General features: G+C 32.0%; 21 protein-coding genes. 20 read left to right on the plus strand and 1 reads right to left on the minus strand.

Annotated elements, in window-relative coordinates; genetic code table 11:
* Positions 1-4 precede the first annotated feature (4 nt).
* The 20 genes from ACKGJY_RS07820 to ACKGJY_RS07915 all read left to right on the plus strand — a co-directional run bounded on the left by ACKGJY_RS07820 (position 5) and on the right by ACKGJY_RS07915 (position 23,274).
* On the plus strand, positions 5-1,816 hold the full coding sequence (locus ACKGJY_RS07820) for an ATP-binding protein (RefSeq protein WP_413973317.1): 1,812 nt from the start codon (positions 5-7) through the stop codon (positions 1,814-1,816).
* 124 nt (positions 1,817-1,940) lie between these two features.
* Positions 1,941-2,975, plus strand: coding sequence for a putative zinc-binding metallopeptidase (locus tag ACKGJY_RS07825; protein ID WP_413973318.1), 1,035 nt, complete (start codon positions 1,941-1,943; stop codon positions 2,973-2,975).
* 11 nt (positions 2,976-2,986) lie between these two features.
* On the plus strand, positions 2,987-3,367 hold the full coding sequence (locus tag ACKGJY_RS07830; RefSeq protein WP_413973319.1) for a RidA family protein: 381 nt from the start codon (positions 2,987-2,989) through the stop codon (positions 3,365-3,367).
* Between the two features lie 51 nt (positions 3,368-3,418).
* On the plus strand, positions 3,419-4,084 hold the full coding sequence (locus ACKGJY_RS07835) for a response regulator (RefSeq protein WP_413973320.1): 666 nt from the start codon (positions 3,419-3,421) through the stop codon (positions 4,082-4,084).
* 22 nt (positions 4,085-4,106) lie between these two features.
* Entirely contained in the window at positions 4,107-5,198 is a 1,092-nt protein-coding gene (locus ACKGJY_RS07840; RefSeq protein ID WP_413973321.1) for a DUF748 domain-containing protein, read from the plus strand.
* A 368-nt stretch (positions 5,199-5,566) separates the two neighbouring features.
* On the plus strand, positions 5,567-9,088 hold the full coding sequence (locus tag ACKGJY_RS07845; RefSeq protein WP_413973322.1) for a molybdopterin-dependent oxidoreductase: 3,522 nt from the start codon (positions 5,567-5,569) through the stop codon (positions 9,086-9,088).
* Positions 9,088-10,524 carry a rubredoxin gene (locus ACKGJY_RS07850; protein ID WP_413973323.1) on the plus strand — a complete coding sequence of 479 codons (1,437 nt, stop codon included), beginning with the start codon at positions 9,088-9,090 and terminating at the stop codon, positions 10,522-10,524. The genes ACKGJY_RS07845 and ACKGJY_RS07850 overlap by 1 nt, the downstream gene beginning before the upstream one ends.
* Positions 10,525-10,652: 128 nt before the next feature.
* The gene (locus tag ACKGJY_RS07855) at positions 10,653-10,946 is read left to right on the plus strand and encodes a hypothetical protein (RefSeq protein ID WP_413973324.1); all 294 of its coding nucleotides are present in this window, start codon (positions 10,653-10,655) and stop codon (positions 10,944-10,946) included.
* Positions 10,947-11,071: 125 nt separating this feature from the next.
* The gene (locus tag ACKGJY_RS07860; RefSeq protein WP_413973325.1) at positions 11,072-11,482 is read left to right on the plus strand and encodes a response regulator; all 411 of its coding nucleotides are present in this window, start codon (positions 11,072-11,074) and stop codon (positions 11,480-11,482) included.
* Complete coding sequence (locus tag ACKGJY_RS07865) at positions 11,483-12,022, plus strand: heme NO-binding domain-containing protein (RefSeq protein ID WP_413973326.1); 540 nt, start codon at positions 11,483-11,485, stop codon at positions 12,020-12,022.
* Positions 12,022-13,233 (plus strand): sensor histidine kinase, encoded by a 1,212-nt coding sequence (locus ACKGJY_RS07870; RefSeq protein WP_413973327.1) that lies wholly within the window; start codon positions 12,022-12,024, stop codon positions 13,231-13,233. The genes ACKGJY_RS07865 and ACKGJY_RS07870 overlap by 1 nt, the downstream gene beginning before the upstream one ends.
* A gap of 3 nt (positions 13,234-13,236) precedes the next feature.
* Positions 13,237-14,370, plus strand: a complete 1,134-nt coding sequence (locus tag ACKGJY_RS07875; RefSeq protein ID WP_413973328.1) for an FIST signal transduction protein — start codon at positions 13,237-13,239, stop codon at positions 14,368-14,370.
* A complete protein-coding gene (locus ACKGJY_RS07880) occupies positions 14,370-15,419 on the plus strand; it encodes a sensor histidine kinase (protein WP_413973329.1) in 1,050 nt (349 codons plus the stop codon). Before ACKGJY_RS07875 ends, ACKGJY_RS07880 begins: the two co-directional genes overlap by 1 nt.
* A 3-nt stretch (positions 15,420-15,422) precedes the next feature.
* Complete coding sequence (locus tag ACKGJY_RS07885) at positions 15,423-15,740, plus strand: Hpt domain-containing protein (protein WP_413973330.1); 318 nt, start codon at positions 15,423-15,425, stop codon at positions 15,738-15,740.
* Positions 15,741-15,750: 10 nt separating this feature from the next.
* The gene (locus ACKGJY_RS07890; RefSeq protein WP_413973331.1) at positions 15,751-16,461 is read left to right on the plus strand and encodes a LytR/AlgR family response regulator transcription factor; all 711 of its coding nucleotides are present in this window, start codon (positions 15,751-15,753) and stop codon (positions 16,459-16,461) included.
* A gap of 207 nt (positions 16,462-16,668) precedes the next feature.
* Positions 16,669-16,968, plus strand: coding sequence for a GIY-YIG nuclease family protein (locus ACKGJY_RS07895; RefSeq protein ID WP_413973332.1), 300 nt, complete (start codon positions 16,669-16,671; stop codon positions 16,966-16,968).
* A 394-nt stretch (positions 16,969-17,362) separates the two neighbouring features.
* Positions 17,363-19,942 (plus strand): DUF6923 family protein, encoded by a 2,580-nt coding sequence (locus ACKGJY_RS07900; protein WP_413973333.1) that lies wholly within the window; start codon positions 17,363-17,365, stop codon positions 19,940-19,942.
* Positions 19,943-20,982: 1,040 nt separating this feature from the next.
* Positions 20,983-22,266 (plus strand): hypothetical protein, encoded by a 1,284-nt coding sequence (locus ACKGJY_RS07905; RefSeq protein ID WP_413973334.1) that lies wholly within the window; start codon positions 20,983-20,985, stop codon positions 22,264-22,266.
* Positions 22,267-22,432: 166 nt separating this feature from the next.
* A complete protein-coding gene (locus ACKGJY_RS07910; protein WP_413973335.1) occupies positions 22,433-22,870 on the plus strand; it encodes an SMI1/KNR4 family protein in 438 nt (145 codons plus the stop codon).
* Positions 22,871-22,881: 11 nt separating this feature from the next.
* Positions 22,882-23,274: a hypothetical protein gene (locus ACKGJY_RS07915; RefSeq protein ID WP_413973336.1), complete on the plus strand. Its 393-nt coding sequence runs from the start codon at positions 22,882-22,884 to the stop codon at positions 23,272-23,274.
* Between the two features lie 134 nt (positions 23,275-23,408).
* On the opposite strand, the gene ACKGJY_RS07920 is transcribed toward ACKGJY_RS07915, so the two are convergent.
* The gene (locus tag ACKGJY_RS07920) at positions 23,409-25,469 is read right to left on the minus strand and encodes a tetratricopeptide repeat protein (RefSeq protein WP_413973337.1); all 2,061 of its coding nucleotides are present in this window, start codon (positions 25,467-25,469) and stop codon (positions 23,409-23,411) included.
* Positions 25,470-25,641: the final 172 nt, after the last annotated feature.

Genomic DNA, 25,641 nt, shown 5'->3' on the forward strand with positions numbered 1-25,641 from the left:
AATAATGGCAAAAAACGGTAACTCATTAGACCAAAGTACTTTTGATAAACTACGCCGTTTGTACATTATTGGGTTTAGTACTATTGCACTTTCTGTAATTATTAGTCAGATTTTAATTCGCACGCATCTTAATGGGCAAGAAAGTGACTCTACGGTAATTAATATAGCTGGAAGGCAACGTATGTTGAGTCAGAAATTGGCTAAAAACGTGGTATCCTTATCGTCTACATCAAGCACAGAAGAGCAACTAGCTATTAAAAATAATCTAAAAGAAACGCTTCGTATATGGGAGTTTTCGCATCATGCACTCCAAAATGGAAATGATAGTTTACGCTTACCTAATACAAATAGTGATGCCATAACCTTAAAGTTTGCAGTTTTAAATCCTGTTTTTGATACTATTGCTAAAGCCTCAAAATCTATTATTAGTAAGATTGAAAATAATACGACTAACGCTGCTACATATTTAAATGATGTAACTATAGTGAAAACTAATGAAGCTGAGTTTTTACAGCAGATGGATGCTATTGTAAATCAATATGATACAGAAGCTGAGGAAAAGGTAGCATGGTTACGAAAACTTGAGTTTTGGTTGACAATACTAACACTAGTAATTCTTCTTGGAGAATTTTTATTTATTTTCTGGCCCGCTGCTAAATCGGTACGTTATACTCTGGCAGAATTATTATCTGCTGAAAAACAAGCTAAACAAATGGCTTTTGAAGCCAATGAGTTGAGTAAGGCTAGAGAAAAATCCATCCAAGAATTGAGTACGTTAACTCGCGCTATGGATGAGACCCTGCTGTTTGCAAGAACATTACCAGATGGTACATTACTACATATGGGGAATAAATTTTCGCGCTTGTTTAAATTCTCTAATTTTAATGATACAGTACCATTTTGGAAAGCAATTTCACAGTTAGAAAACGAGCAGTCGTATATTGAAGCTATCATAAAAAAACATAAAAAAACGGGTTGGAAAGGTGAAGTAAAAGCGACTTGTAAGGAGCATAAAGATGTATGGTTAGAAATGGCTGTTATACCTTATAGCCCAACCAGTGATAAATCAGAATTATTAATTATCGCTTCAGAAATTACAGAACGTAAAGTGGCGCAGTTAGAGATTGATAGATTGACCGAGCAGAGTTATGAGGAGAAGATGAGCCAGCAAAAAATAATCTCAAGTAAAATTATTGAAAACCAAGAAAAAGAGCAAAACCGTATTGCTAAAGATGTACATGACGGCATAGGGCAGATGCTTACTGGATTAAAGTATAATTTAGAAAGTATTGATACTCAAAATATAGAAAAAACAACCTCTAAAATAGAGCATTTAAAAGCATTAACTACAGATATTATTAAAGGCGTTCGTACCGCAACATTCAACTTAACACCACCAGAATTAACCGATCATGGTGTTGTGCCAGCATTAACTAAATTAGTAAAAGAACTGACAAAACTTACGGGTAAAGAAATTGTGCTTTTTAATAAATCTGATTTTAACCAACGTCTAGATTCACTTGCTGAAATAAATATTTACCGTATTACTCAAGAAGCGATTAATAATGCTATTAAATATGCTGAATCTACCCATATTATTGTGTCTTTATCGCATAGTAAAAAACTATTAAGCATTGTTATTGACGATAACGGTAAAGGTTTTGATCCTGAAAAAGTTAAGCGCGTAAAGACAGGAGAAGGCGGTATGGGTATGACCTTTATGAGAGAGCGTATACAGTATATTGAAGGGCGTATGTTTTTAACTTCAGAAAAAGGCAAAGGTACTCGTGTTACATTAAATGTGCCATTAAAATAATTGCATTTGATGTCTTGATGGAATATTATGCTTTTTTAAATTAATCTATAGCATGTTTTTCTATAGCGTTACTAAGTAGTTATAATCTTGGTTATATTTACGGTATTTTATTAAACACAAAACGATGAAAATTTTTAAATGCCCTAGTTGTAGTTCTACAGTGTTTTTTGAAAATACGCAGTGCTTAAATTGTAAAAATACTTTAGGTTATCATTTAGAGACGAACGCATTTGCTGTTCCTCAAACGTATAACTCATCTTTTACTAATAATCTTAAATTCTGTTATAACCATAAATATTCAGTTTGCAATTGGTTAATTGCGCAATCGTCTGAAAATAAATTTTGTGTTGCTTGTTCTCTTAATAGAAAAGTACCAACCCAATCTGATGAAGAAAGCTTTAAAAAATGGCAAAAATTAGAAATTGCTAAACACAGGTTAATTTACCAATTAAGTGCATTGAACTTACCCTTACATTCAAAAATTAAAAATTACATAGGTATTGCCTTCGATTTTCTTTCTGATAATAATAAAGAAAAAAAATTAACTGGTCATTCTAATGGTGTTATTACTATATTACTTTCTGAGGCAGATTCTGTTCATAGAGAGCAACTAAAAAAACAAATGGATGAACGTTATAGAACACTTTTGGGGCACTTTAGGCACGAGATAGGTCATTATTACTGGATGCTTCTTTTTGATAATGAAAACTTGCAAAAGTTTAGAAATATTTTTGGAAATGAAAACATAGATTATGGAGAATCTTTAGAAAGATATTACAAAAACGGTGCGCCATCTAATTGGAATTCAAACTACATTAGTAAATATGCGAGTGCGCATCCATGGGAAGATTGGGCAGAAACATGGGCACATTATTTACATATTATGGATACGTTAGAAACCGCAAATTCTTTAGGGATGTCTTTTTCGGCATCAAATACACCAATACAACAAAAGATAACAACTTCAGTGTGTCCTAACCCATATAAAATTACTGATTTTAAGGTTATTTTTGATGCAAGTATTGCATTAACTTGTGCAGCAAATAGCTTAAATAGATCAATGGGTTTACAAGATATTTATCCCTTTGTAATACCATCTCCAGTTTATAAAAAGTTGGAGTTTATTCATAACATATTGAAAAATAGAAATAATAGTTAAAGCGTATTTTTGTGAAGAGAAAATTAATATCCTCAGGTTCTAAATTCGAAGAAAATATAGGTTACTCTAGAGCAGTAGTGCAAGGGAATTGGATCTTTGTTTCTGGAACTACTGGGTATGACTACAAAACTATGACAATTAGTGATAATGTTATAGTACAAACAGAACAATGCTTAATAAATATAGAAAATACCTTAAAAGAAGCAGATGCCAGTTTGTTAGATATTGTAAGAGTAACTTATATTTTGTCCAAAGCTGAAGATTTTAAATCATGTTGGCCAGTATTAAAAAAATACTTAGGTAATATCAAACCTGCCGCAACTATGTTTTCTGCAGAACTTGCAGACGATAAGATGAAAATTGAAATTGAGGTAACTGCTTTAAAATCTTAAAAATACGTAGTATTACTTAATTTCTTATTTTTGTATTTATAACAGTAAATTATGGACAAAATTAATGTTGTACTTGCTGATGATCATGTGTTAGTAAGAGATGGTATTAAAGCACTTTTAGAAGACCAATCTGGAATAGTAGTTATAGACGAAGCATCAAACGGAAAAGAAGCTTTAGAAGTTATTGCTAAAAACAAACCACATGTATTGATTGTAGATATACGTATGCCAGAAATGAATGGTATAGAGGTGGTTGGTGAGATGAGTAAGTCGCATCAAGATGTAAAAACATTAGTACTATCCATGCACGATTCTGAAGAATATGTTGTACAAGCTATTCAAGCAGGTGCAGATGGTTACTTATTAAAAGGAGCTAGTAAAGAAGAGTTTTTAAAAGCATTAAACAAAGTGGCTAATGGTGGTAAATATTTTACAGGAGATGTATCTGCTATTATCATGAATAATTTTGTGAATGGCAATACAAATTCAGTAGTCATACCAAAGAGAGATATAAAAGAACATTCATTTAATCTTACAAAACGTGAAAAACAAATTTTAAGCTTAGTTTTAGAATTTAAAAATAATAAAGATATAGCTGATGAACTTCAAATTAGTAAACGTACAGCTGAAGTGCATCGTTTTAATTTGATGAAAAAATTAGAGGTTTCAAATTTAAAAGAGTTGATAGATAAAGCAAAAAATAATGCTTTAGTATAATTTTTTTACTTAAATCTTATATATGCCAAATCAAAAAAAAAGAAAGCGCTATAAAAAAAAACGTTATAAACTTCCAGTAATTATTATTGCATTATTGATTCTTTTGCGAATATATCTTCCCACCTATGTAAAAAATCAAATCAATAAAACACTAGCCAGTATCCCTGGGTATTATGGAGAAATTAAGGATGTAAATATTGCACTTTATAAGGGAGCGTATGTTTTAGACAGTTTATATTTAAATAAAGTTGAAGCTAAAACTCAAGTACCATATCTCAATTTCCCAAAGAGTGATATTTCCATAGAATGGAAATCTCTTTTAAAAGGTGAAATTGTTAGCGAAATAGTAATGCATAATCCAGAAATTATTTATGTTTTTGAAGATCAAAGTAGTGATAGTACAGCAACAGGTGTTGATCATTGGAGTAAGGCTTTAACTAATATTATACCAATAGATATTAATCGTTTAGAGGTAAAAAATGGTAAGTTGGCATATGTAGAATTATCTACAGATCCAAATATTGATTTAAATTTTACTAATTTAGAATTAACTGCCACAAATTTGAGAAACGTTGTTTCAAAAAAAGGTACATTACCATCTCCAATTCAAGCAACAGCACGTTCCATTGGTGGCGGTAGCGTAAATTTAAATGGTAATATTAATATTGTGAAACAGGTGCCAGATGTAGATTTATCTTTTTCATTAGAAAATACCAATATTGCTGCACTAAACAGTTTTTCACGCCATTATGCTGGTTTAGACTTTGAAGAAGGTAGTTTTAATCTTTATAGTGAAGTTGCCATAGCTGACGGTTTTTTAAAAGGCTACGTAAAACCACTCTTATCAGATACTAAATTAATTGGTAAAGATGATGGGTTTTTAGGTGTATTATGGGAAGGTTTTGTTGGCTTTTTTAAGTTTGTTTTAAAAAATCAAAAAACGGATACCATTGCTACAAAAATTCCTATTGAAGGAGACCTAAACAGTGTAGAAGGTAATATATGGCCTACCGTTTTTAACCTCTTTGAAAATGCGTGGATAAAAGCATTTACTGGTAAAGTAGATGATGAAATTGATATTAAGGATGCACTTAACGGTGATGAAAATAATTAATACAATGTATCAATTTTAGTCAATTTATAGTGTGTTTTTATTGGGCGTTTTTTATTAATCTTAAAAACTTAACCAAGCATATACTTCATTTTGCTAAATCCTCAAAATCTACATTATTAAATTATCAACATCATAATTATACTTCATTACGTAATATTTAATATTGAAAATTAAGTATTAATACGTAGTTTTGATTGTGTTTAAATGCTAAGCTTATCTAAAATTATGTAACCAATATTTTTTATATAATACTTTAATTTTTGTCAAATTTTAAAATTTGAAGTATTTTTTAGAAGATTCAGAATAATAGTTAAAGCATTTGTTTCCATAAGTTAAAATGTATTGTTTAGTAAAAAACGGCCCTGTAAATGGTTAAAAACGAAGTAAAAACAACTTGTTCGTATTGTGGTGTAGGCTGCGGTATTATTGTTAAAAAAGATAATAACAACACCGTTTTTGTTGAAGGTGATAAAGACCACCCAGTTAACAAAGGGATGTTATGTTCTAAAGGGATGAATTTACATTACGTAGCTAATGATACTTCTGATAGAATTTTATATCCAGAAATGCGCTGGAGTAGATCTCACCCTAGGGAGCGTGTAAGTTGGGATGATGCTCTAGATAGAGCTGCTAGTGTTTTTAAATCGATCATAAAAAAGCACGGGCCAGATAGCGTTGGATTTTATGTGTCTGGACAAAGTTTAACTGAAGAATATTATATTGCAAATAAACTAACCAAAGGCTTTTTAGGTACAAATAATATAGATACCAACTCGCGTTTATGTATGAGTTCTGCGGTGGTAGGGTATAAAAAAACTTTTGGAGAAGATAGTGTGCCTATATCTTATGCCGATATTGAATTGGCAGATACATTTTTAATAACGGGAGCAAACCCAGCATGGTGTCACCCAATTTTATTTAGAAGATTAGAAAAGCATAAAGAGGAGCATCCTGATGTTAATATTATAGTTGTAGACCCAAGAAAAACCGATACAGCAAACTTCGCAGATTTACATTTACAACTACTACCCGGAACCGATGTTATTTTATACAATGCTATTGGCCGATGTTTATACAAACGTGGGTTAATAGATGAAACATTTATAAATAATTATACAGAAGGCTTTAAAGATTATAAAGATTTAATTTTTGAAACATCATTAAAGCAAGCCTCAAAATTATGTGGTGTTCCAGAAAAAGACATTCGTAAAGCCGCTGATATGATTGGACTTTCAAAAGGCTTTATTAGTATGTGGGCCATGGGGCTTAACCAAAGTATGGTGGGTACTGATAAAAACGTATCGCTCTTAAATTTATCTTTAATTACTGGGCAAGTTGGGAAACCAGGTGCGGGTCCATTCTCATTAACAGGGCAACCTAATGCAATGGGAGGACGTGAGGTAGGAGGAATGGCAAACCTTTTAGCAGTACATAAAGATTTAATGAATGAGGAACACCGTCGTGAAGTAGCACAGTTTTGGGGTGTAGATAAGATAAACCCTAAACCAGGATTAACAGCTACTGAGATGTTTGATGCTTTAGAAAGCGGGAAAATGAAGGCGGTTTGGATAGCATGTACAAATCCCTTGGTAAGTTTACCAAATTTAAATCGTATTGAAAAGGCCATGAAAAATTCAAAATTCGTGGTAGTTCAAGAGATTTCTCATAAATCAGATACTGTAGCTTTTGCAGATTTAGTACTACCTGCAGCCGCTTGGTTAGAAAAAGAAGGTACGATGACAAATTCTGAAAGACGAATTTCGTACTTACCAAAAGAAATTGATGCTCCTGGAGAAGCAAGACCAGATGTTGAAATTTTCTGTGATTTTGCGCAACGCATGGGCTTTAGAGGCTTTAATTTTAATAATGCCAGCGAAATTTATGATGAGTATGCCTCTATGACTAAGGGTACTAATATTGATGTGTCTTTTTTAAATTACGAACGATTAAAAACCGAAGGTACATTTCAATGGCCCGTACCAGAACACAGGCATAAAGGGACGCCAAGACTTTTTGAAGATAAAAAATTCTATACACCATCACAAAAGGCACAGTTTAATTTACCTAGTAGTATCGTAAACACATCAGTATTACCTAATGATACTTATCCTTTAATTTTAACTACAGGGCGTGTGCGCGACCAATGGCACACGATGACAAAAACTGGAAAAGTATCCCGTTTAAAAACGCATTATCCAACCCCTGTTTTAGAAATTCATCCTACTGATGCGTATTTGTACAATATAAAAAATGGCACAATTACCGAAATAAAAGGTGAAAATGGCGTAGTAAGAGTGCGTGCAAAAGTCACCGAAAACATTAAAAAAGGTGTAGTGTTTTTACCAATGCATTGGGGTAAACAATTACAAAGTAATTTAAATAGAGCTAATAACTTAACTAACACACATGTAGATCCTGTTTCAAAAGAACCAGATTTTAAATTTACCCGTGTTTCGGTTTCAAAATATAAAAAAGCACCAGAAAAAATTATAATTGCTGGGGCTGGTGCAGCGGCATTCCGTTTTGTACAAAATTACAGAGAGCAAAATGATACTGATGAAATACATGTGTTTTCAAAAGAACCAAATCTGTTTTACAACAGAGTATTATTACCAGAATATGTAACCGAAGAATTATCTTGGGAGCAGTTGCTTAAAATTAAAGAAAAAGAGCTTAATAAGCTTAATGTACATTTACATCCAGAAACGTATATCACAAAAATTAACAAGGCACAAAAAGTGGTTACAGATAGTAATGCTACAACACATAGCTTTGATAAATTAATATTAGCAACGGGTAGTCGTGCTTTTATTCCTAAAGATGTGCAAATAGATTTACCGGGGCGTTTTACAATGCGTAATAAAATAGATGCAGATCAATTTAAATCCTATTTAGATGCTACAGGCTTGCCACCAGAAGAGCAACATGTAGTAATTGTTGGTGGTGGTTTGTTAGGTTTAGAGCTGGCTGCAGCTATGAAACATAAAAATGCAAAAATAACAATTGTACAGCGTGCATCGCGTTTAATGGAGCGCCAGTTAGATAGAGTATCTAGTAAGTTACTGGCATTAGATGTTCAAGAACGTGGGATTCAAATTTATTTTGATAATGAAGTAAGTACGGTGTTTGATGATGAAGATACTGGCGATTTAAATATTACACTTAAAAGTGGAAAATCCATTACTGCCAATGCCATTGTATACGCTATTGGTACTATTCCAAATGTAGAAATTGCTAGAGAAAATGGTATTAAATGTACAAGAGGTGTTAAGGTGAATCAACATTTACAATCATCTCATCCAGATATTTTTGCTATTGGAGAGATTGCAGAATTCAATAACCAATTGTTCGGAATTACCTCCGCTGCAGAAGAGCAAGCCAATATATTAGCCAATTTTATTGCGGGTGATGTGAGTTCGTCATACAGCGGTTCTGTTTTAATGAATATTTTAAAATTCAACGATTTAAATTTATGTAGTATTGGTGAAATTAATGTTCCTGAAAATGACGATAGTTACGAAGAAATTATTTTTACTGATATTAAAAAGCGCTATTACAAAAAATGTATTGTAAAAGATGACTTATTAATTGGTGCTGTTTTAATGGGTGATAAAGCTGAGTTTGCAGAATTTAAAACCATGATTGACAGTAAGATTGAAATGGCTGAAAAGCGTGATAAACTACTTAGAGGATCATCAAACGATGTGCCAGTTATCGGGAAATTAGTATGCTCATGTAGTCAAGTTGGTGCAGGAAATATAGAAGAGGCCATAACTAAAGGTTGTACTGATTTTACAGAACTTTGTGATAAAACTGGTGCAGGTTTAGGTTGTGGAAGTTGTAAAACTGAAGTTAGAGAAATACTTCAAAATTCAAAAGTATTAGCATAATGGAAGAGCCTTATAGATTAATGATTAACGGAGGTGTTTTGTCTCCAGGAGAACTAAAATATATTTGTGAAGCAGCAGAAGGTCTAGGGTTAGATGCAATATCCTTTGGTTCTCGACAAGATATAATTTTTCCTGAGGAAATTGATGAAAGTAAGTTTGCACAGTTTGACAAAATTAAATTTGTAAAACCAAAACGTGATGGCGTAGAAAATATAGCATCCTCTTATGTTTCTACAGAAATTTTAGCAAGTACATCATGGTTAACAAGTGATAGGTATTTATATATTTTAGAGCAATTTAAACACACACCAAAACTAAGAATTAATGTTACAGACCCTATGCAACGATTAGTGCCGTTGTTTACAGGAAATGTAAATTTTATAGCCTCAGAACACGAAGATTATTGGTATTTGTATTTGCGACTTCCAGGTTGGAAAAAAACCGAAATGTATCCTGCTTTAATTTACAGTTGGGATATGGATAAGATAGAATTGGCTATTGAAAATATATTAATTGAAGAACCCGAAACTATTGAGATGGTTTTCGATTTGGTAATAGATGCTATTGAAACAAATAACCGTACTGTTGATAAACCTCTAGAAGTACCGTTTTATCCATTTCCATATTATGAAGGGATGAATCGTATTGGGCAAGATAGGTATTGGTTGGGTTTGTATTGGCGAAATAACAGATACGATATTCCGTTTTTAAAAGCCATGTGTGATTTATGTTCAGAGAATAAAATTGGTAAAATATCTATTACCCCTTGGAAATCATTTATCGTAAAAGGTATCCCGTTAAAAGCAAAGTTACACTGGGAAAAGTTTTTAGGTAAGTATGGTATCAATGTGAGACACTCTATGTTAGAGATGAATTGGCATTTACCAGTAAATGATAAAGCAGCCTTAAGTTTAAAAAAATATTTGGTTACAAATTTTGATCAAAACGATATTAGTACTTATGGTTTAACCTTTGGTATAACTAGTTTTGATAGTGATACATACAACTTTACATCCATAGTTATAGAAAAAAATAGATCGCCAGAAATCAATGGAGATTTTACTATTAGAGATACTTATAATTTGCTTTATGCTAAAAATTTCGATTCAAATACACGAGAATATATCATGCATGTTCAAGATGTAGATAAATTAGAGTTACCTGGGTTGCTCATGGAACTAAGTCAGTTGTATTTTGAGCAATTAGGGGTTGAGCGTGATGATGTAACACAACAAGCAGAAACAAAAGAAACTACAGAAGAGGAAGTACATCAATGTTCAGAATGTATGACTATCTACAATGATACCTACGGTGATATTACGCAAGGGATTCCTCCAAATACACCATTTAAAAATTTACCATCTGATTATATGTGCTCTCTGTGTGAAGCCCCAAAAAGTAGTTTTAAAACAAAAGTATTAGTAAAATCTTTGTAAGCTGTAAACCATTCGTCTATAGAAAACTGCCATCAATCTTTAGATTATAATAACTATACAGAAATTTTTAATTTAACATGTATTTGTGAAGCATATTTGCACATAGATAACAAAAATTAAACTTTAATATGTTAATTAATATAGAAATTGGAGCTTTACGTTTTAAACTAACTTTGGGGATTAAACGTCAAAAAAAAATAAACTCAAAAAAAACAATACAACTTAAACCTAAAACAAAATTAAGTGACAATATGAGTTTGGTTTTAAATAAAAATTTAAAGCATCTAAATTTTATTGACCGTTTAGAAATGAACTATAGCCAAAATCAATTAAATGCTTTACCATACCTAGAAGAATTAAAGCGTATTAAGCTAGAAGCACAAAAAAACACTTTATCGGTTTTTAATACTAAAGTAGCTTAAAATAAACTCATAAAACCATTCGTCGACACTTAAGCGTCATTCAGCTATACTAAAATCCAAATTAGCGAAATACAATCCATTATTCCTTCTACTTCAATTAATTTAACATTTTAAAACTAGAGATTATGAATACATTAAACATATTGCTCATTGAGGATGATATGATAGAAGTTATGAAGTTTAAGAGAACAATTTCTAAACTAGAATTACATCATAATATAGTTGAAGCTAATAACGGCGAAGAAGCGCTGAAAATTTTACAAAAAAAAGATGAATTACCTGACATTATTTTATTAGATTTGAATATGCCAAAATTAAATGGCATAGAATTTTTAAATATTTTGAAGCAAGATGATCTTTTAAGACATATACCAACAATAATATTAACAACTTCTAACAATCAAAGAGATTTATTAGAATGTTATAAAATAGGAATAGCAGGTTACGTGTTAAAACCTCTAAAATATGAAGACTACGTATTAAAAATAGAAAAATTATTAGGGTATTGGAGTATTAATGAATTAAAACAAGTTTAAATGAAAGGTATAGTGTTTACAGAATTTCTTGATTTGGTTGAAGATAAATTTGGACTAGAAGTGGTTGATAAAATCATAACACAGTCTAATTTAGATTCTGGGGGTATTTATACGTCTGTAGGTACTTATAAATTTTCTGAAATGCTGCAACTACTACAGCATTTAAGTGCACATACAAATATCTCCATAGATGATTTATTATTAGTGTATGCAGAACATTTTTTCAGTGTTATAGAAACGAGTTATCCTGGGCTTTTGGCAACGTATAAAGACCCTATCGATATGTTATCTTCTATTGAAAATCATATACATGTTGAGGTAAGAAAAATATATCCTGATGCAGAATTACCAACATTTGAAATTGTTGAGAAAACGGAAAATTCTCTTGTTATGATTTATAAATCTAGTAGAGCCATGCATCATTTTGGATTAGGCTTAATGAATAAAACTTTTGAGCACTTTAATTCTAAAGCAAGTATAGTTTTAGAAAAATTGAATGATGATGGAACAGAAGTTAAGTTTTTGATTAATAAAAATTAATGAGTCAAAATCAAATAGATATATTAAAACGTGCACTAGCGCGAGAAAAAGCAGCAAGAAAACAAGCAGAAAAAATTCTTGAAAGTAAAGCAGATGAACTTTATGTAGCCAACCAAAAACTCGAGAAATCTTATTTAGAGCTTGAAGCCATACTCAATAAAACAGATTCTCAATTACAAGGCGTTTTTGAAAATATAGTTGATGCCTATGTTATCATGGACTTAATGGGTAATATTCTTAAAATGAATGACGCTGCTGTTAGTCTTTTAGGTTTTGATAACTCAAAAGTAGATTTTAATTTACTTGATATGGCACATCCAGACGAAATGCAACGTGTAGCACAATCATTTAAAGCTTTACTTATTAATGGTACACTTACAGATTTCCATCTTAAAATTATCACCCAAGAAAAAGTTGAAAAACTAGTACACATAAATGCTAGTATTATTTATGATAATGGAGAGGCTGTCGCTGCTCAGGGTATAGTTAGAGATATTACAGAGATGAATAGTCTACAAATACAAAAAGAAAAGCTACTTGAAAAATTAGAAAAAAGTAATAACGAACTTCAAGAATACGCTCATATAGTATCTCACGATTTAAAATCGCCGTTGCGAAGTATAGATGCTTTAGTAAATTGGATTAAAGAAGATAACCAAGATAAACTCGACGAAACCAGTCTACAAAATTTTGATTTAATTGAAACCACATTGGAAAAGATGGAACAATTAATTTCTGATGTATTGATGTATTCAAGTGTTGGTGCCGAAACTTTAGAAAAACAAATAGTAGATTTAGATGCTTTGGTAACCGATTTAAAAACCATTTTGTTTGTTCCAGAACATGTCTCAATCTCAGTTTTAAATACGCTTCCTAAAATAGAAGGAGAAAAAGTTAAACTGCAACAATTATTTCAAAACTTAATAAGTAATGCCATAAAGTTTATAGATAAAAAAGTAGGTTTGGTTGAAGTAGATGTAAAGGATAATGGAACACATTATCAATTTTTAATTAAAGATAATGGCATTGGGATTGAAGAAAAATTTCATGATAAAATTTTTAAAATATTCCATACATTAAATAAAAGTAAAGATTCAACAGGTATAGGGCTCTCTATTGTTAAAAAAATTGTGGATTTACACGAAGGTGACATTTGGTTAGAAAGTAAACCAAATATTGGCACAACCTTCTTTTTTACTCTCAAAAAATAATACATGAAAACAGTACAATTAAAAAAACATAAAGAAAGTAATTGGGACTATCTATCACCAAAACAACCCCTGTCTAAACCCTTAGTATTGGTTTTAGGAAACAGGTATATGCTAGAGCACGATACTGTTTTTGAAGATGTAAAAACATTATTTCCAGATGGGCACATAGTTTTTGGTTCCACAAGTGGTGATATTACTTCAAATAGTGTTGATGATGATAGCATCACGATAACAGCAATTGAGTTTGAAAAAACAGAGTTTTTGATTAAGACGAGTAATGTTTTAAATACAGATTTAGATAGCCACAAAACAGGAGTTGATTTATTAAAGGAATTTCCAGAGCAAGGTTTAAAATACGTTTTTGTTTTATCAGAAGGGAGTTTTATAAATGGAAGCGAGCTTACCAAAGGGATGAATACGTCTACTACCGATAATATTTTAATTACTGGTGGTTTGTGTGGCGATGGTGCACGTTTTGAAAAAACACTAGCAGGTTATAATGAGAACCCTAAACCAGGAGAAATTATAGCCATTGGATTTTATGGTGAGTCGTTTGAAGCTTCATTTTCTATTCATGGTGGTTGGACACCCTTTGGTCCAGAACGCGTTGTAACCAAATCAGAATCTAATGTGTTATATGAGTTAGATAACCAACCAGCACTAGATTTATATAAAAAATATTTAGGTGATAAGTCTAAAGAGTTACCATCAGCAGCTTTACTGTACCCTTTAAATGTTAAGTCTACAGAAGAAAAACAATCTTTTGTGCGTACCATTTTAAATATAGACGAAGCGGATAATACCATGATACTAGCTGGAGATATCCCCGTAAATTCTAAAGTACAATTGATGATGACAAACGTGGATAAGATAGCTAATGCATCAGAACGCGCTGCGAAACAAGCATTAGAATTGAGACACGCAAAACCACAATTAGCCTTATTAGTGAGTTGTATTGGTAGAAAATTAGTTTTAGATCAGCGGGTAGAAGAAGAAATAGAAGAAGTGGTTGCCGTATTAGGAGATGATACAACTATATGTGGGTTTTATTCTTATGGGGAAATTGCACCGTTTCATGGAGAGCAAAATTGCCAGTTACACAATCAAACCATGACGATAACGCTAATTAGCGAATAATGAATTCTTTACTAAAACGTCAAATAAGAAAATACCTTTCTGAAGAACAAGCATCATCAGAGCAAATGGAAGCATTTTTAAATGCCGTAAATAGCTCATATACTAATTTTGATGAACAATATGTGATGCAACAAAGAGCAATGTCTATCAGTTCTGAAGAATTATTTATTGCCAATACACAATTAAAAAATGAAGCTGTAGCCCAAAAGGACGTTATTGATAAGTTAAAACATATTATTGAAACACTTAAGTTTTACGAATTGCCACATAATTCCGCTATAGATACTGTAGATTTAGATGGTTCTAAGCTAGTGGATTTTATTGATAATCAAACCAAAGAGATTATAAAAATTAATAAACAACGGGAAAAACTTCTTGAAGAATTAGCACATCAAAATCAGGAATTAAGTGATTATGCACATATGGTATCTCACGATTTAAAATCACCACTACGAAGTATAGATGCGTTAACCGCTTGGTTATATGAAGATTATAAAGATGAACTAGATGCAGAAGGTGCTAAAAATTTAAAATTAATTAGAAACAATGTAGAAAAAATGGATACACTAATCAGTGGTATTTTAGATTATTCTACTATTACAAAAAATCAAACAGAGTGTTATGATGTTGATATTAATTTATTAATAGAAAGTATTTTATCTGCTTCATTATTGCCAGAACATATAAGTGTTAATATTACATCAAAATTACCTATAGTTAAAGGTGATAAATACAGGTTACAACAGCTGTTTCAAAACCTTTTGGATAATGCCATAAAATATAATGATAAAGCAAAGGGATTTATAGAGATAGGTGTAGAAGACGTAAATGACTTTTGGAGATTTAAAATAACAGATAATGGTAAAGGGATAGAGGATACCTATTTTGATAAGATATTCAAAACATTTCAAAAATTAGAAAATAACCCACAATCTTCTGGAATTGGATTAGCTGTAGTTAAAAAGATAGTCAATCTTTATAACGGTAAAATTTGGCTAGAGTCTACACTAGGAGAGGGCACAACATTTTACTTCACATTAAAAAAATAACATATGGAACAACCAAATTTATCCTACATTAACGAGTTATCTCGAGGAGACGATGCTTTTAGAGATAAGCTAATTTCAATCGTGAAAACAGAATTTCCACATGAAAAGGCACAATATTTTGAAAATTTTGAATCTAAAAATTTTAGAGAAACTGCACAAAACGTCCATAAACTTAAACATAAAATTAGTATTTTAGGCCTTGAAAAAAGCTATACTATAGCTGAAGATTACGAAAATAGTTTGAGAGAAAGTAATATCTCAGGACACGAAGTATTTAACGAAATTCTCCAAATAATGACAGACTATTTAGAGACTTTGTAAAGTTTTTTTAATGAATTGTATTATTATTGATGATGAGGCCGTAGCAAGAGTAATCATTTCTCAGTTGTGCTCAAAAATACCAGAATTAAACGTTTTGGAAGAGTTCTCAAACGCTATGCAAGCTATTAAATATTTAAATCACAATAGGGTAGATTTAATATTTTTAGACATTCACATGCCAGATTTTACTGGTTTTGATTTTATTCAAACGCTTAAAGATCCTCCTAAAATAATTTTAATTACTTCAGATGCTCAATTTGCTATAAAAGCATTCGAATACGATTGTATTGTGGATTATTTAGTTAAGCCCATTACCTTACCACGTTTTGAAAAAACAATAAAGAAAGCAGAGTTATTTGCTTCTACCATATCTAAGTCTCATGTTAATGATAAACTAGAAACAACATCAGGTTACAACCTTTATGTAAATATAGATAGACGACTTATAAAAATAGATATACCAAGTATATACTTAATTGAAGCAAAAGGAGACTATATTCATATTAAAACTGATGATAAAAATTACACGGTACATTCTACCTTAAAAAAAATTGAAGAGAAGCTACCTCATAGTTCATTTCTAAAAGTACATCGTTCGTACATAATTAACGTTCATAAAATTATTGATATAGAAGATAATAGTGTACTTATAAAAAAAGACGTAATTCCTGTAAGTCGCTCTAACCGACCAGAATTAATGAAGCGTTTAAACTTGCTTTGATAGACCATTTAAATGTAGTCTGTCATTTCGACGCTAGGAGAAATCACATCATATTACGTGTTAATCAGCATCTACTTACTCGAATGTGATGTCTCAATCGTTCCTCATGTCGACATGACAACACGCATATTAATTTAGTATCCGTAGTCATTTCGACGCAAGGAGAAATCACATTCGAGTAATAAATAAGAGGATAATAATTGAAATATGGGAAATAAATATTTCGTTTACATCATAACTAATAGATACAGAACCACATTATACATAGGCTTCACAAACAATATCCAAAATAGATTAGCACAACATTACTTTGATTCTCAAAACGCTAAAAAATCCTTTGCGGGTAAATATGACTGTATTTATTTGGTCTACTACGAAACTTTTGAATTCCCAAAACAAGGTATTACTAGAGAAAAAGAGCTAAAAAAGTGGAGACGGGAAAAGAAGAATAAACTGATTTCGGATTTTAATCCGAAGTGGGAAACACTCAATAACGACGTATTTTAAATAAAACCTCTAGTCATTTCGACGCAAGGAGAAATCACATTACATTTTTAGTGTTCATCAACATCTGCGCACTCGGATTAGATGTCTCAATCGTGCCTCATGTCGACATGACAAAGCGTATACCAATTTCTATTCGGTTTAAGTCAAAATAACACATCATCGATGATTTATTATTTAAGACTGTTAAAAAATTATACTATTCGTCTATAACACAAAAAATACAACATTTTAAATATTCTTTTTCGTACATTAAATTGGAATTATATATAATATCATACATTTTAATTTAAACTTAAGCCTAATACCATTCGTCTACACAAAAGTTTCATCTAACGAAAAACAGTGAAAATCCCTTTAAACCCAACCTACATTTGTAGTGTAAAACAAAGAAACCATGAAAAAATTATTACTATCATTATTTATCACAAGCGCAGTTTTTGCTCAAGACCCCCCATTTAACTGCGATTATAATGCCTACTTATTTCAATATAATGATGTTTATGCTATAGATCTAGCATCTGGAAATTCGTATCAGGTTGCTAAAGATGTTACAGAGGGTACTATCAACGCAACCGCATACAACCCGGTAGATGGTTACATTTGGGGATCATTAAGTTTTCCTTCAAAATCTATAGTAAGAATAGGAAAAGATTTTTCAACACTTATTTATTATGTAGATGAGTTACCAACTAGCGGACGTTATATTGGTGATATAAGTGCAGAAGGTATTTACTATTTAAAAAGCGGTGGTACAGCATACTACGCATTAGATTTAGATCCAGAATCTGATAATTACGGACAACATAAAGAAACCTTACAACTCCAAAAGAATATAAGTATTCACGATTGGGCATTTAATGCTATCGATAAGAAGCTTTACGCAGTAGAAAAGAAAACCAACATTTTATACAGAATAGATGCTAAAACTGGAAATATGGAAAGTTTAGGTGTAGTGCCAATTCTGTCGGGTTTAAATTATACCTATGGTGCTGTATATTTTGATGCCTCAGGGCGGTTTTATGTATCTGCTAACCAAACAGGAACTATTTATGTTATCCAAAGTGTACAAAATTTAACAAGTTCTAGTACCATGGAGTCTAATCTATTTGCTTTTGGACCTTCAAGTTCTCAAAATGATGGAGCGCGTTGTCCTACAGCACCAGTACCACAAGAAATTTGCGATAATGGTATTGATGATGATGGCGATGGATTAATTGATTGCGAAGACCCATCATGTTCGGGCTATTCAGGTTGCCCTGTAATACAAGCCTCAACATCTTCTAGTGCAAATGCAGGTGGTTTAGAAAGTAATAACAGACTTTCAGAATTAATAAACAAACGTAATTTTAATCGTGTAAAACGTAATTATAGTTTTGATAAAACCACAGCTAAACGTTTTATAAAATCATCTAAATACGGTAAAAACGTACCAGGAAAAGGGAACGGATTTCAATTATCAGATTTAATACCTTTAGAAGTGGTTAATGAAGATGAAGCTATAGAGTCTTCTCCAACAGATTTAATTGGAATTACCAACGCTAAAGAAGTGTATTCAGTAGATTACATGAAAAATAATGAAGCTATTGCCTCTATACTATTACTAAAAACCTACGATGGCGTTTACGAACACACAAAGTACATTTGCGATAGATTATTAGGCGCAGAGTTAGTATCGGTATCCACCATAGAAATTAAAGAACAACAATTTATAAAAGCCTTAATACGAAATATAGATGGTAGTTTAGAGTTTGTATTAAGTTTATCGGCCAAAGCCACCGATAACGATGTTAATTTTGGAATTGAAAGTCACTGGAATTTAGATAAATACGAAAACAACGTTGGGTTTTACAATTTCCAAATATGGTCTAACTCTCTAGACGATTTAGTAAAACTTGGAGAAGAAGTTGTAACATTATTAAGTGTACAAAAACCAATAACAAGTTACAACAACTCATTAGCACCAACCGTATTTGTAAAATCAGGAACATACAGAAATGGTAAGTTAGATTTACAAATAGTAAACACAAATAGAACTGCAAATGTAGTATTTGATGGCGGTGTTAGAACAACAGAAACAGAAACCGTAGAAACCGTATCAACTACTATAGCACTAGACGAACACTACATTTCTAATGTAGAGGTAGATGCAGGAAGCCTATTTGATATTGGGTTTAGAATTGGCGATGGTGTAAACATACCAGATGACTTATTCTTATCTGACGGTCCTTGGGGATATGATGATGCACAAGCCAATGTAACCCGTTTTGATGTATTGCCAAACACCACCACATTTAACACAGATGTATATGCTGTAGAGCGCGACATTATTTTGGAAGCTACAACAAGCAATTATGTAGCCACTTATCGTGCCTTAACACCAAAATTTAATCCAATAGATTTATCAGAATTTAACAGCCTAAAATTACAAGCAAAAGGTACAGGTACATTAATAATACGATTGGTTAAGGCAAGTGTAGAGAACTGGGAAACACAGTATAAAGCTAGTATAAATTTAACAGAAGATACTACAGAATACACCCTATTGTTTTCAGATTTTATCTCATTAAACGGTACGCCTTTAGAAGCAAACGATATTACATCTATAGTATACACCATGCTAGCAGAAAATGGTGAAATACAAACAAAAACAATGACATTACAACAAGTGCATTTTGCAAAAAGTGGTACGCTTTCAGTAGAAGATATTACTGAAAATTCAGGTGAAAATATGAAGGCATCTCCAAATCCAATGCGAGCCAATACAACCATAACATTTAATGCAATAGTAAACGAAACAGTAACATTAAAAGTATATAACCAAATAGGTACTCTAGTTAAAGAAATAGACTATACCACACAACGTGGCGAAAATAACTTAATATTAAAAAGAAATCAATTAAGTTCAGGCATGTATTTCTGTAAACTTACAAGTGGCAGTACAACATACAAAACAGTAAAGCTTATGGTAAATTAAGTAACCAACTTAAAATTAAGTAAACTGAGGATTGTTAATAGCTAAATACTCCAATGTTAAAAAGGGCAAGAAACGTAAGTTTCTGCCCTTTTTTTGTTTTAATAATTTGGGCGTTACCACAAAGGTCGGGCTTGAAGCCTGTCTTGAGCGCAGTCGAAAGGCTATATCTTTTTAATGCGTCATAATCCATACGTCATTGCGAACAAAGTGAAGCAATCTTCTTAATCACAGGAGATTACTTCGTCGTGCCTCCTCGTAATGACGGTTTATTAGCCAAAGCATTAAAAAGGATGCCGCTGTAATCCCTAACACGGTTTGTGTGTAATATTTGTATGGAGTTATAAGAGAGAAAATTATAGGTTTTTGTATTATGGTTTAGTATTTTTAGAGAAAATAAAACATATTTAACTTACGCTTATCCTAACTAAATAGGGGTATAATCGGGTAAAAGTTACGTATATAAATAAGTTAGCTTTAATGCTAGAGCAAGTTTGCGGTTTGAAAAAAAGACTGGTTTATTTTTCGATTTTTTTTTGAGTTTTAAGGTAGATAAATCAGAAAAACTGTATATGGAATTTAAAAATTTCTGGAATTATCACTCAAATTCGGAATGAAATACAACAGCGGAATTGACCACTCGATCCCGATAGCTATCGGAACTGAATTGAATTACGGCTGAATTTTTAGCTTGCCTGCCTGTCGACAGATAGGTTTGCGCAATCGGAACTGGAAAAGCAACGTCGGAATAGCTCACTCAAACCCGAATAAAAAAATGGTCGGAATTTTAGCAAGTTTGCGGAATGAATAAAAAAGCAGAAATTATAAAATTGGAATTAAATGATGACCGAAAAAAAGAAAAAAACGAATGAATTATGAAAGCACTAAAAGCTAACAAAGTGTATAATTAATTGCTTGCTTTCTACTCATCTGGAATATTCCTTCGGAATATTCCTAAGTCCGGTCCATTTTTGCTAAATTAGTTGCTTAACCACGCAACTAATCATACACAAAAACGTTAGGCACAATTAAAACCAACCATTATGAATAGATTAAGTAAATCATTTTTTGCAGAAAGCAATATTGAGAAAGGTGTCGATTTTGGAATTAAAAAAATTGACATAGAAGGAAAAATGAAAGTCCTTAAACAATTAGCTGATAAAACTGAAAATCCAGACCAGACACACAGTATTATTTTGCAACATATTTTACCAACAACTATTGAATATATTGACATAGTTAATTCAGTTTATCCTGTTGAATTAGTCATATCAATAGTATATTCTAATGATATGCCAACAGTTGAGGCGTTAAGAAAAAAAGGATACAATGTTATCGTTCCACCGAGTATCGATTATATGAAAAATGAGCTATGGAAAGACGTAGACAAGGTTGTTGCGAATTGTAAGCATCCAATAGTTTTCCAAGAGGTAGGTGGATATATGTCAAAATGGACAAGAGAATTGTCAAAAAACAAAAACTTTAAAGGCTGTGTAGAAGACACAAAAAACGGACTTTGGAGATATGAGAAAGCTCAGGCTGATGGAATTTTAGAACTACCTGTTTTATCTATGGCAGGAACAGATTTAAAAAAAGTTGAAGATTCATTAATTGGCGATGCTTGTGTGTATAGTCTTGAAAAAGTTATGAGAACTCAATTAGCTTCTATCTTAGATGGTGTTCGCTGTGGAGTAATCGGTTGGGGTAATATTGGTAAGTCTTGTGCTACTGCATTTGAAGGTAGAAATGCAGTTGTTTCAATCTATGACATAAACCCTATTGTAAATATGTTAGGATATGGAAGAGGTTTTTATCCAATGCCTTTAAAACAATTACTTTCAGAGTGTGATATTGTGATGGGATGTTCAGGTAGACGTTCAATTAGAGTTGCTGATATCCACGATATCAAAAACGGGGCAATACTTTGTAGTGCTTCTTCTAAAGATATTGAGATAGACTTAAAGGGTTTCGCAAAACTTTGTGATATTGAAGATGTAACTACCAAAGGAGATAACTTATGCCCTATTGAAAAATATACAGTTAAGGAAACTAAAAAATACTTTTATATTTTAAAGCACGGTACACCTATTGATTTTTTAGATATGCCTTTACAAGGAGCTATTTTAGACTGTACATTCTCAGAGCTTTTTGTTTGTATGCGTGAAATATCAAGTAAAAACTATCCTAAAGGTGTTGTAGAGTTATCAGAAATACTTCAAGTTGATGTTGCTAAAATTTGGCTTCCTACCTATGCTGAAACATTTTCTGGTTCTGAAGCCGAAAAAGACAAAACATTTTTCTATCCTGAAAGCTGGGATTGGGAATAAGAAATAACTGTGCCTAACATTGTATAATAATAATAGCGGTTTAATCGCTAAAACGAAATAAGAAACACATAAACAAAGGTCTGTACTAAACCGAAAAGTTAGCGTTCCAAAATCCGCTACTATTCTTATACGAGACCGTTAGCAAACATTTAACCAAAACCTCGAAATGCCATTTCCAATTGACGAAAAACACATAAAAGAAACGGAATCTGAACTGAACGTAAAATTCCCAAATGAATTCAAAATCCGAATGATAAAAATAAATGGTGGCGAATTAATTACGGACGAATTTGAATTTGAACTTTACCCTTTTTTTGACAAAACTGACAAGAAAAGAATAAGTCGAACTTGCAATCATATTGGACTTGAAACAAAAAATGCTCGTAAATGGAATGGATTTCCTAAAAGTGGAATCGCAATTGGTGCGGATGGATTTGGGAATCAACTAATCTTAACTCATAATGGAAATGGAAATTTAAGTGAAGAACTATATTTCTGGAATCACGAGACAGGACAGGTAGAAAAAATTGCTGAATCGATTAATAAACTTCATATCAACAAAAGCTCATTATGGGACAAAATAAAATCGAAATTTAACGCATAAAACTATAATTCGTGAAAAAAATATTAATCTTGACTTTACTCTCATTTTTCGGTTGTAAAAACGATCCAATCTGTACTATAAATGAAAATAACGCTGGAAAAGAAATCTATGATTTAGACGAGGTAACTTGTTTCATTGCATTAAAGCTGAATAAGAAAAAATCTGACCTAAATTTGATTCGTGACGCTCTAATTGCGGAAATGAATTATATGGAGAAAACTCGACTGACTTCTGACAATCAAAACCCTAAAAACGAACCTGAATCGAATACCGAATTGGATATAAATCAAATGGTGGAATATGCTCTGAATGAGGAAAAAGTAAAATTATCAAAGGATGAACTAATCGAAATTTATGATACTGAAATTAAGTATTTAATGTTTATTGGAGTCTTAGAAGAATAAAAACTATGCACAACAACTTGTAAAATTAATGGCTAGTTCTAGCCTACTTACGAATATTACTGCGGAATTTTCTATTTGGTTTTTATTTGCTAAATTAGGTGCTTAAACCACGCAACAAACCATACACTATAGCGTTACTCCTCAAAAACCGGCGTCCCACCCAAATACCACTTAAACCTCACACCAATTTCATTAAACGTAAAACCAGCTGCAGTGGCAGAGGCAATATTACTTCGGGTACCGTAAAGGTTTAACAAGGCACGTTCAGAAAATTTATAACCTAGTTTCCCTTGTACGCGGTAAGTGCTTTGGCTGCTATCGTCTTCAATGTATTGTAAACCAGTAGCGGCAGTCAATTCATAAAACCATTCGTTAGGTTTGGTAATGGCTTCATCTTTAATAATATTTACAAATACTTCGCCAGCATTAAACTGTTCTGGACTAAAATAAATGGTTGGCACTTGGTTTTTAAAGGTAATGTATTGGTAATTTAAACCCGCTTTAAGTGATGGTTTTGGTAAAATATTATAGTACAACGAGGTAAACAATAAGTTTCTAGTATTATCGTCGTTTTGCCACGTATAAAAATACTGTGTAAACCAACCCAAATTAAAGTTGGTGCTTAGACTATAATTGGCATAAATATTATTCATTACAATTTCCCTATCTAATAATTCGGCATTAAAACTTTGAATTTCGCTTTTGTAACCAATATCTAAAACTTGTAGTTTAAAGGGTTTTATATTAAACGCTAAATCAGCAACCAATTGTGTATAATCGCTTGTATTTGCTTTTGCTGCCGTTACACCTGCAGTTCCTTTAAAGGTAAGGTTTGGTAGTAACTGATACGCTAACCCTAATGAAAAATCGTTTGATGTGGCATCAAAATTAGTGACTTTATTGGTTGTTGTTCTGTAGCCATAATTTGCCAACCATTTAAACCTGGTTGAGGTTGGGAATTCTATTTTGGTTTGTACGCCAAAGGCTTTATTATCACCATTATCAAAGGAGTAACTCGCTTTAGTTTCCCAAAACGGCGTAAAAGAGGTCTTTAGAGTTTTAATAAAATTAGTAGCATCTTTTTGCTTGTCATAATACGTTAAGGTATTTTCTGCAGATTGGTAAGCTTCATTATACTTCCCTAAAGCTTTTAGGGCATTTGCTTTTCCTAAATTACCATCAAAAGAACTGCTATCGTTTTCTAAAATGCGGTTATAATCTGCAACACTCTTTTTAAAATCACTTTTATAAATATTTAGGGTAGCACGTAAGGCTAAAATCCAGTTTTCGTTAGGTTTGTTTTCTATTAAATCATCAATTAATATTTTGGCAGATTTAAACTTTTTATTCCAAATTAAAGCTTGTACATGTCTTTCTGTTGTTGCTTTTACCAATGTGCTATCCGTATCATTCTCTAAACCTAAATAGGCTTGCTCACTTAATTTTAGCGCCTCCTTTTCTTTGCCTTTTAAATGTTGTGCTAAAGCCAAACCATTTTTTGCTGTTATTTTATTGTCCGGATTTTTGGCTAATATATTATAAGTGTCTGTAGCTTTATCAAATTCGCCCATAATTAAATACAGGTTGGCTAAGTTTAAAAGCGTGTCTTTATCATCTTTAAAAAGTGTTAGGTTTTCTTTTAAAAGACGTTCGGCTTCATCATAGTTTTGAGCTTGTTGATTTTGATAGGCATACCCTAAATACATGTATTTTTTTGAGGTTAACGCATTCGGGTTTCCTGGAGATACCTCTAAAGCTTTATTCACATAAACTAAGGCTTCTTCGTATTCTTTTAAGTTTGACAAAGTATTGGCGTAACTTAATAAAGCGGCAAAACTTTTAGGGTCTTCATTTATTAAAGTCTTAAAATAGGTTTTTGCTTCAGGGAAGTTACTAGTCCATAACAGCGATTCACCATAGTTTAATTTTACTTCAAAATCGTTAGGGTAGTCTTTTAATAACTTATTAAAAAGCATGTTTGCTTGTTCTGGTTTTCCGTTTAAACCAATAGCTCTTCCGTAGCATAATCTGGCCGTTTTGTTGTTAGGATGCTCTTTTAAAATGGTTTCAAAAAACGATTCTGCTTTAGTGTATTTACCAGTTTCTAAATAAGTAAAGCCTTCCTGCATGTTTTGTGTATATGCTACTGTGGTAACAAAAAAGGCGATTAAGACACTATATAATTTTATATTCATTGTTTGGTTTTTGTGATACTGCAAGTTAAGCCCAAAACCCACAATACTAATCTACAGGAAACTACCATTCACCGACATTAAACTGCCATTTGGTGTATACTGTACTCAGTTTACAGCAAATACACCTGAGTTTTTAGTAAAATATAGCCTTACTGGTGTAGTGTTATCCTAA

The organism is Hyunsoonleella sp. 2307UL5-6 (assembly GCF_047345485.1).
Taxonomy (GTDB): Bacteria; Bacteroidota; Bacteroidia; order Flavobacteriales; family Flavobacteriaceae; genus Jejuia.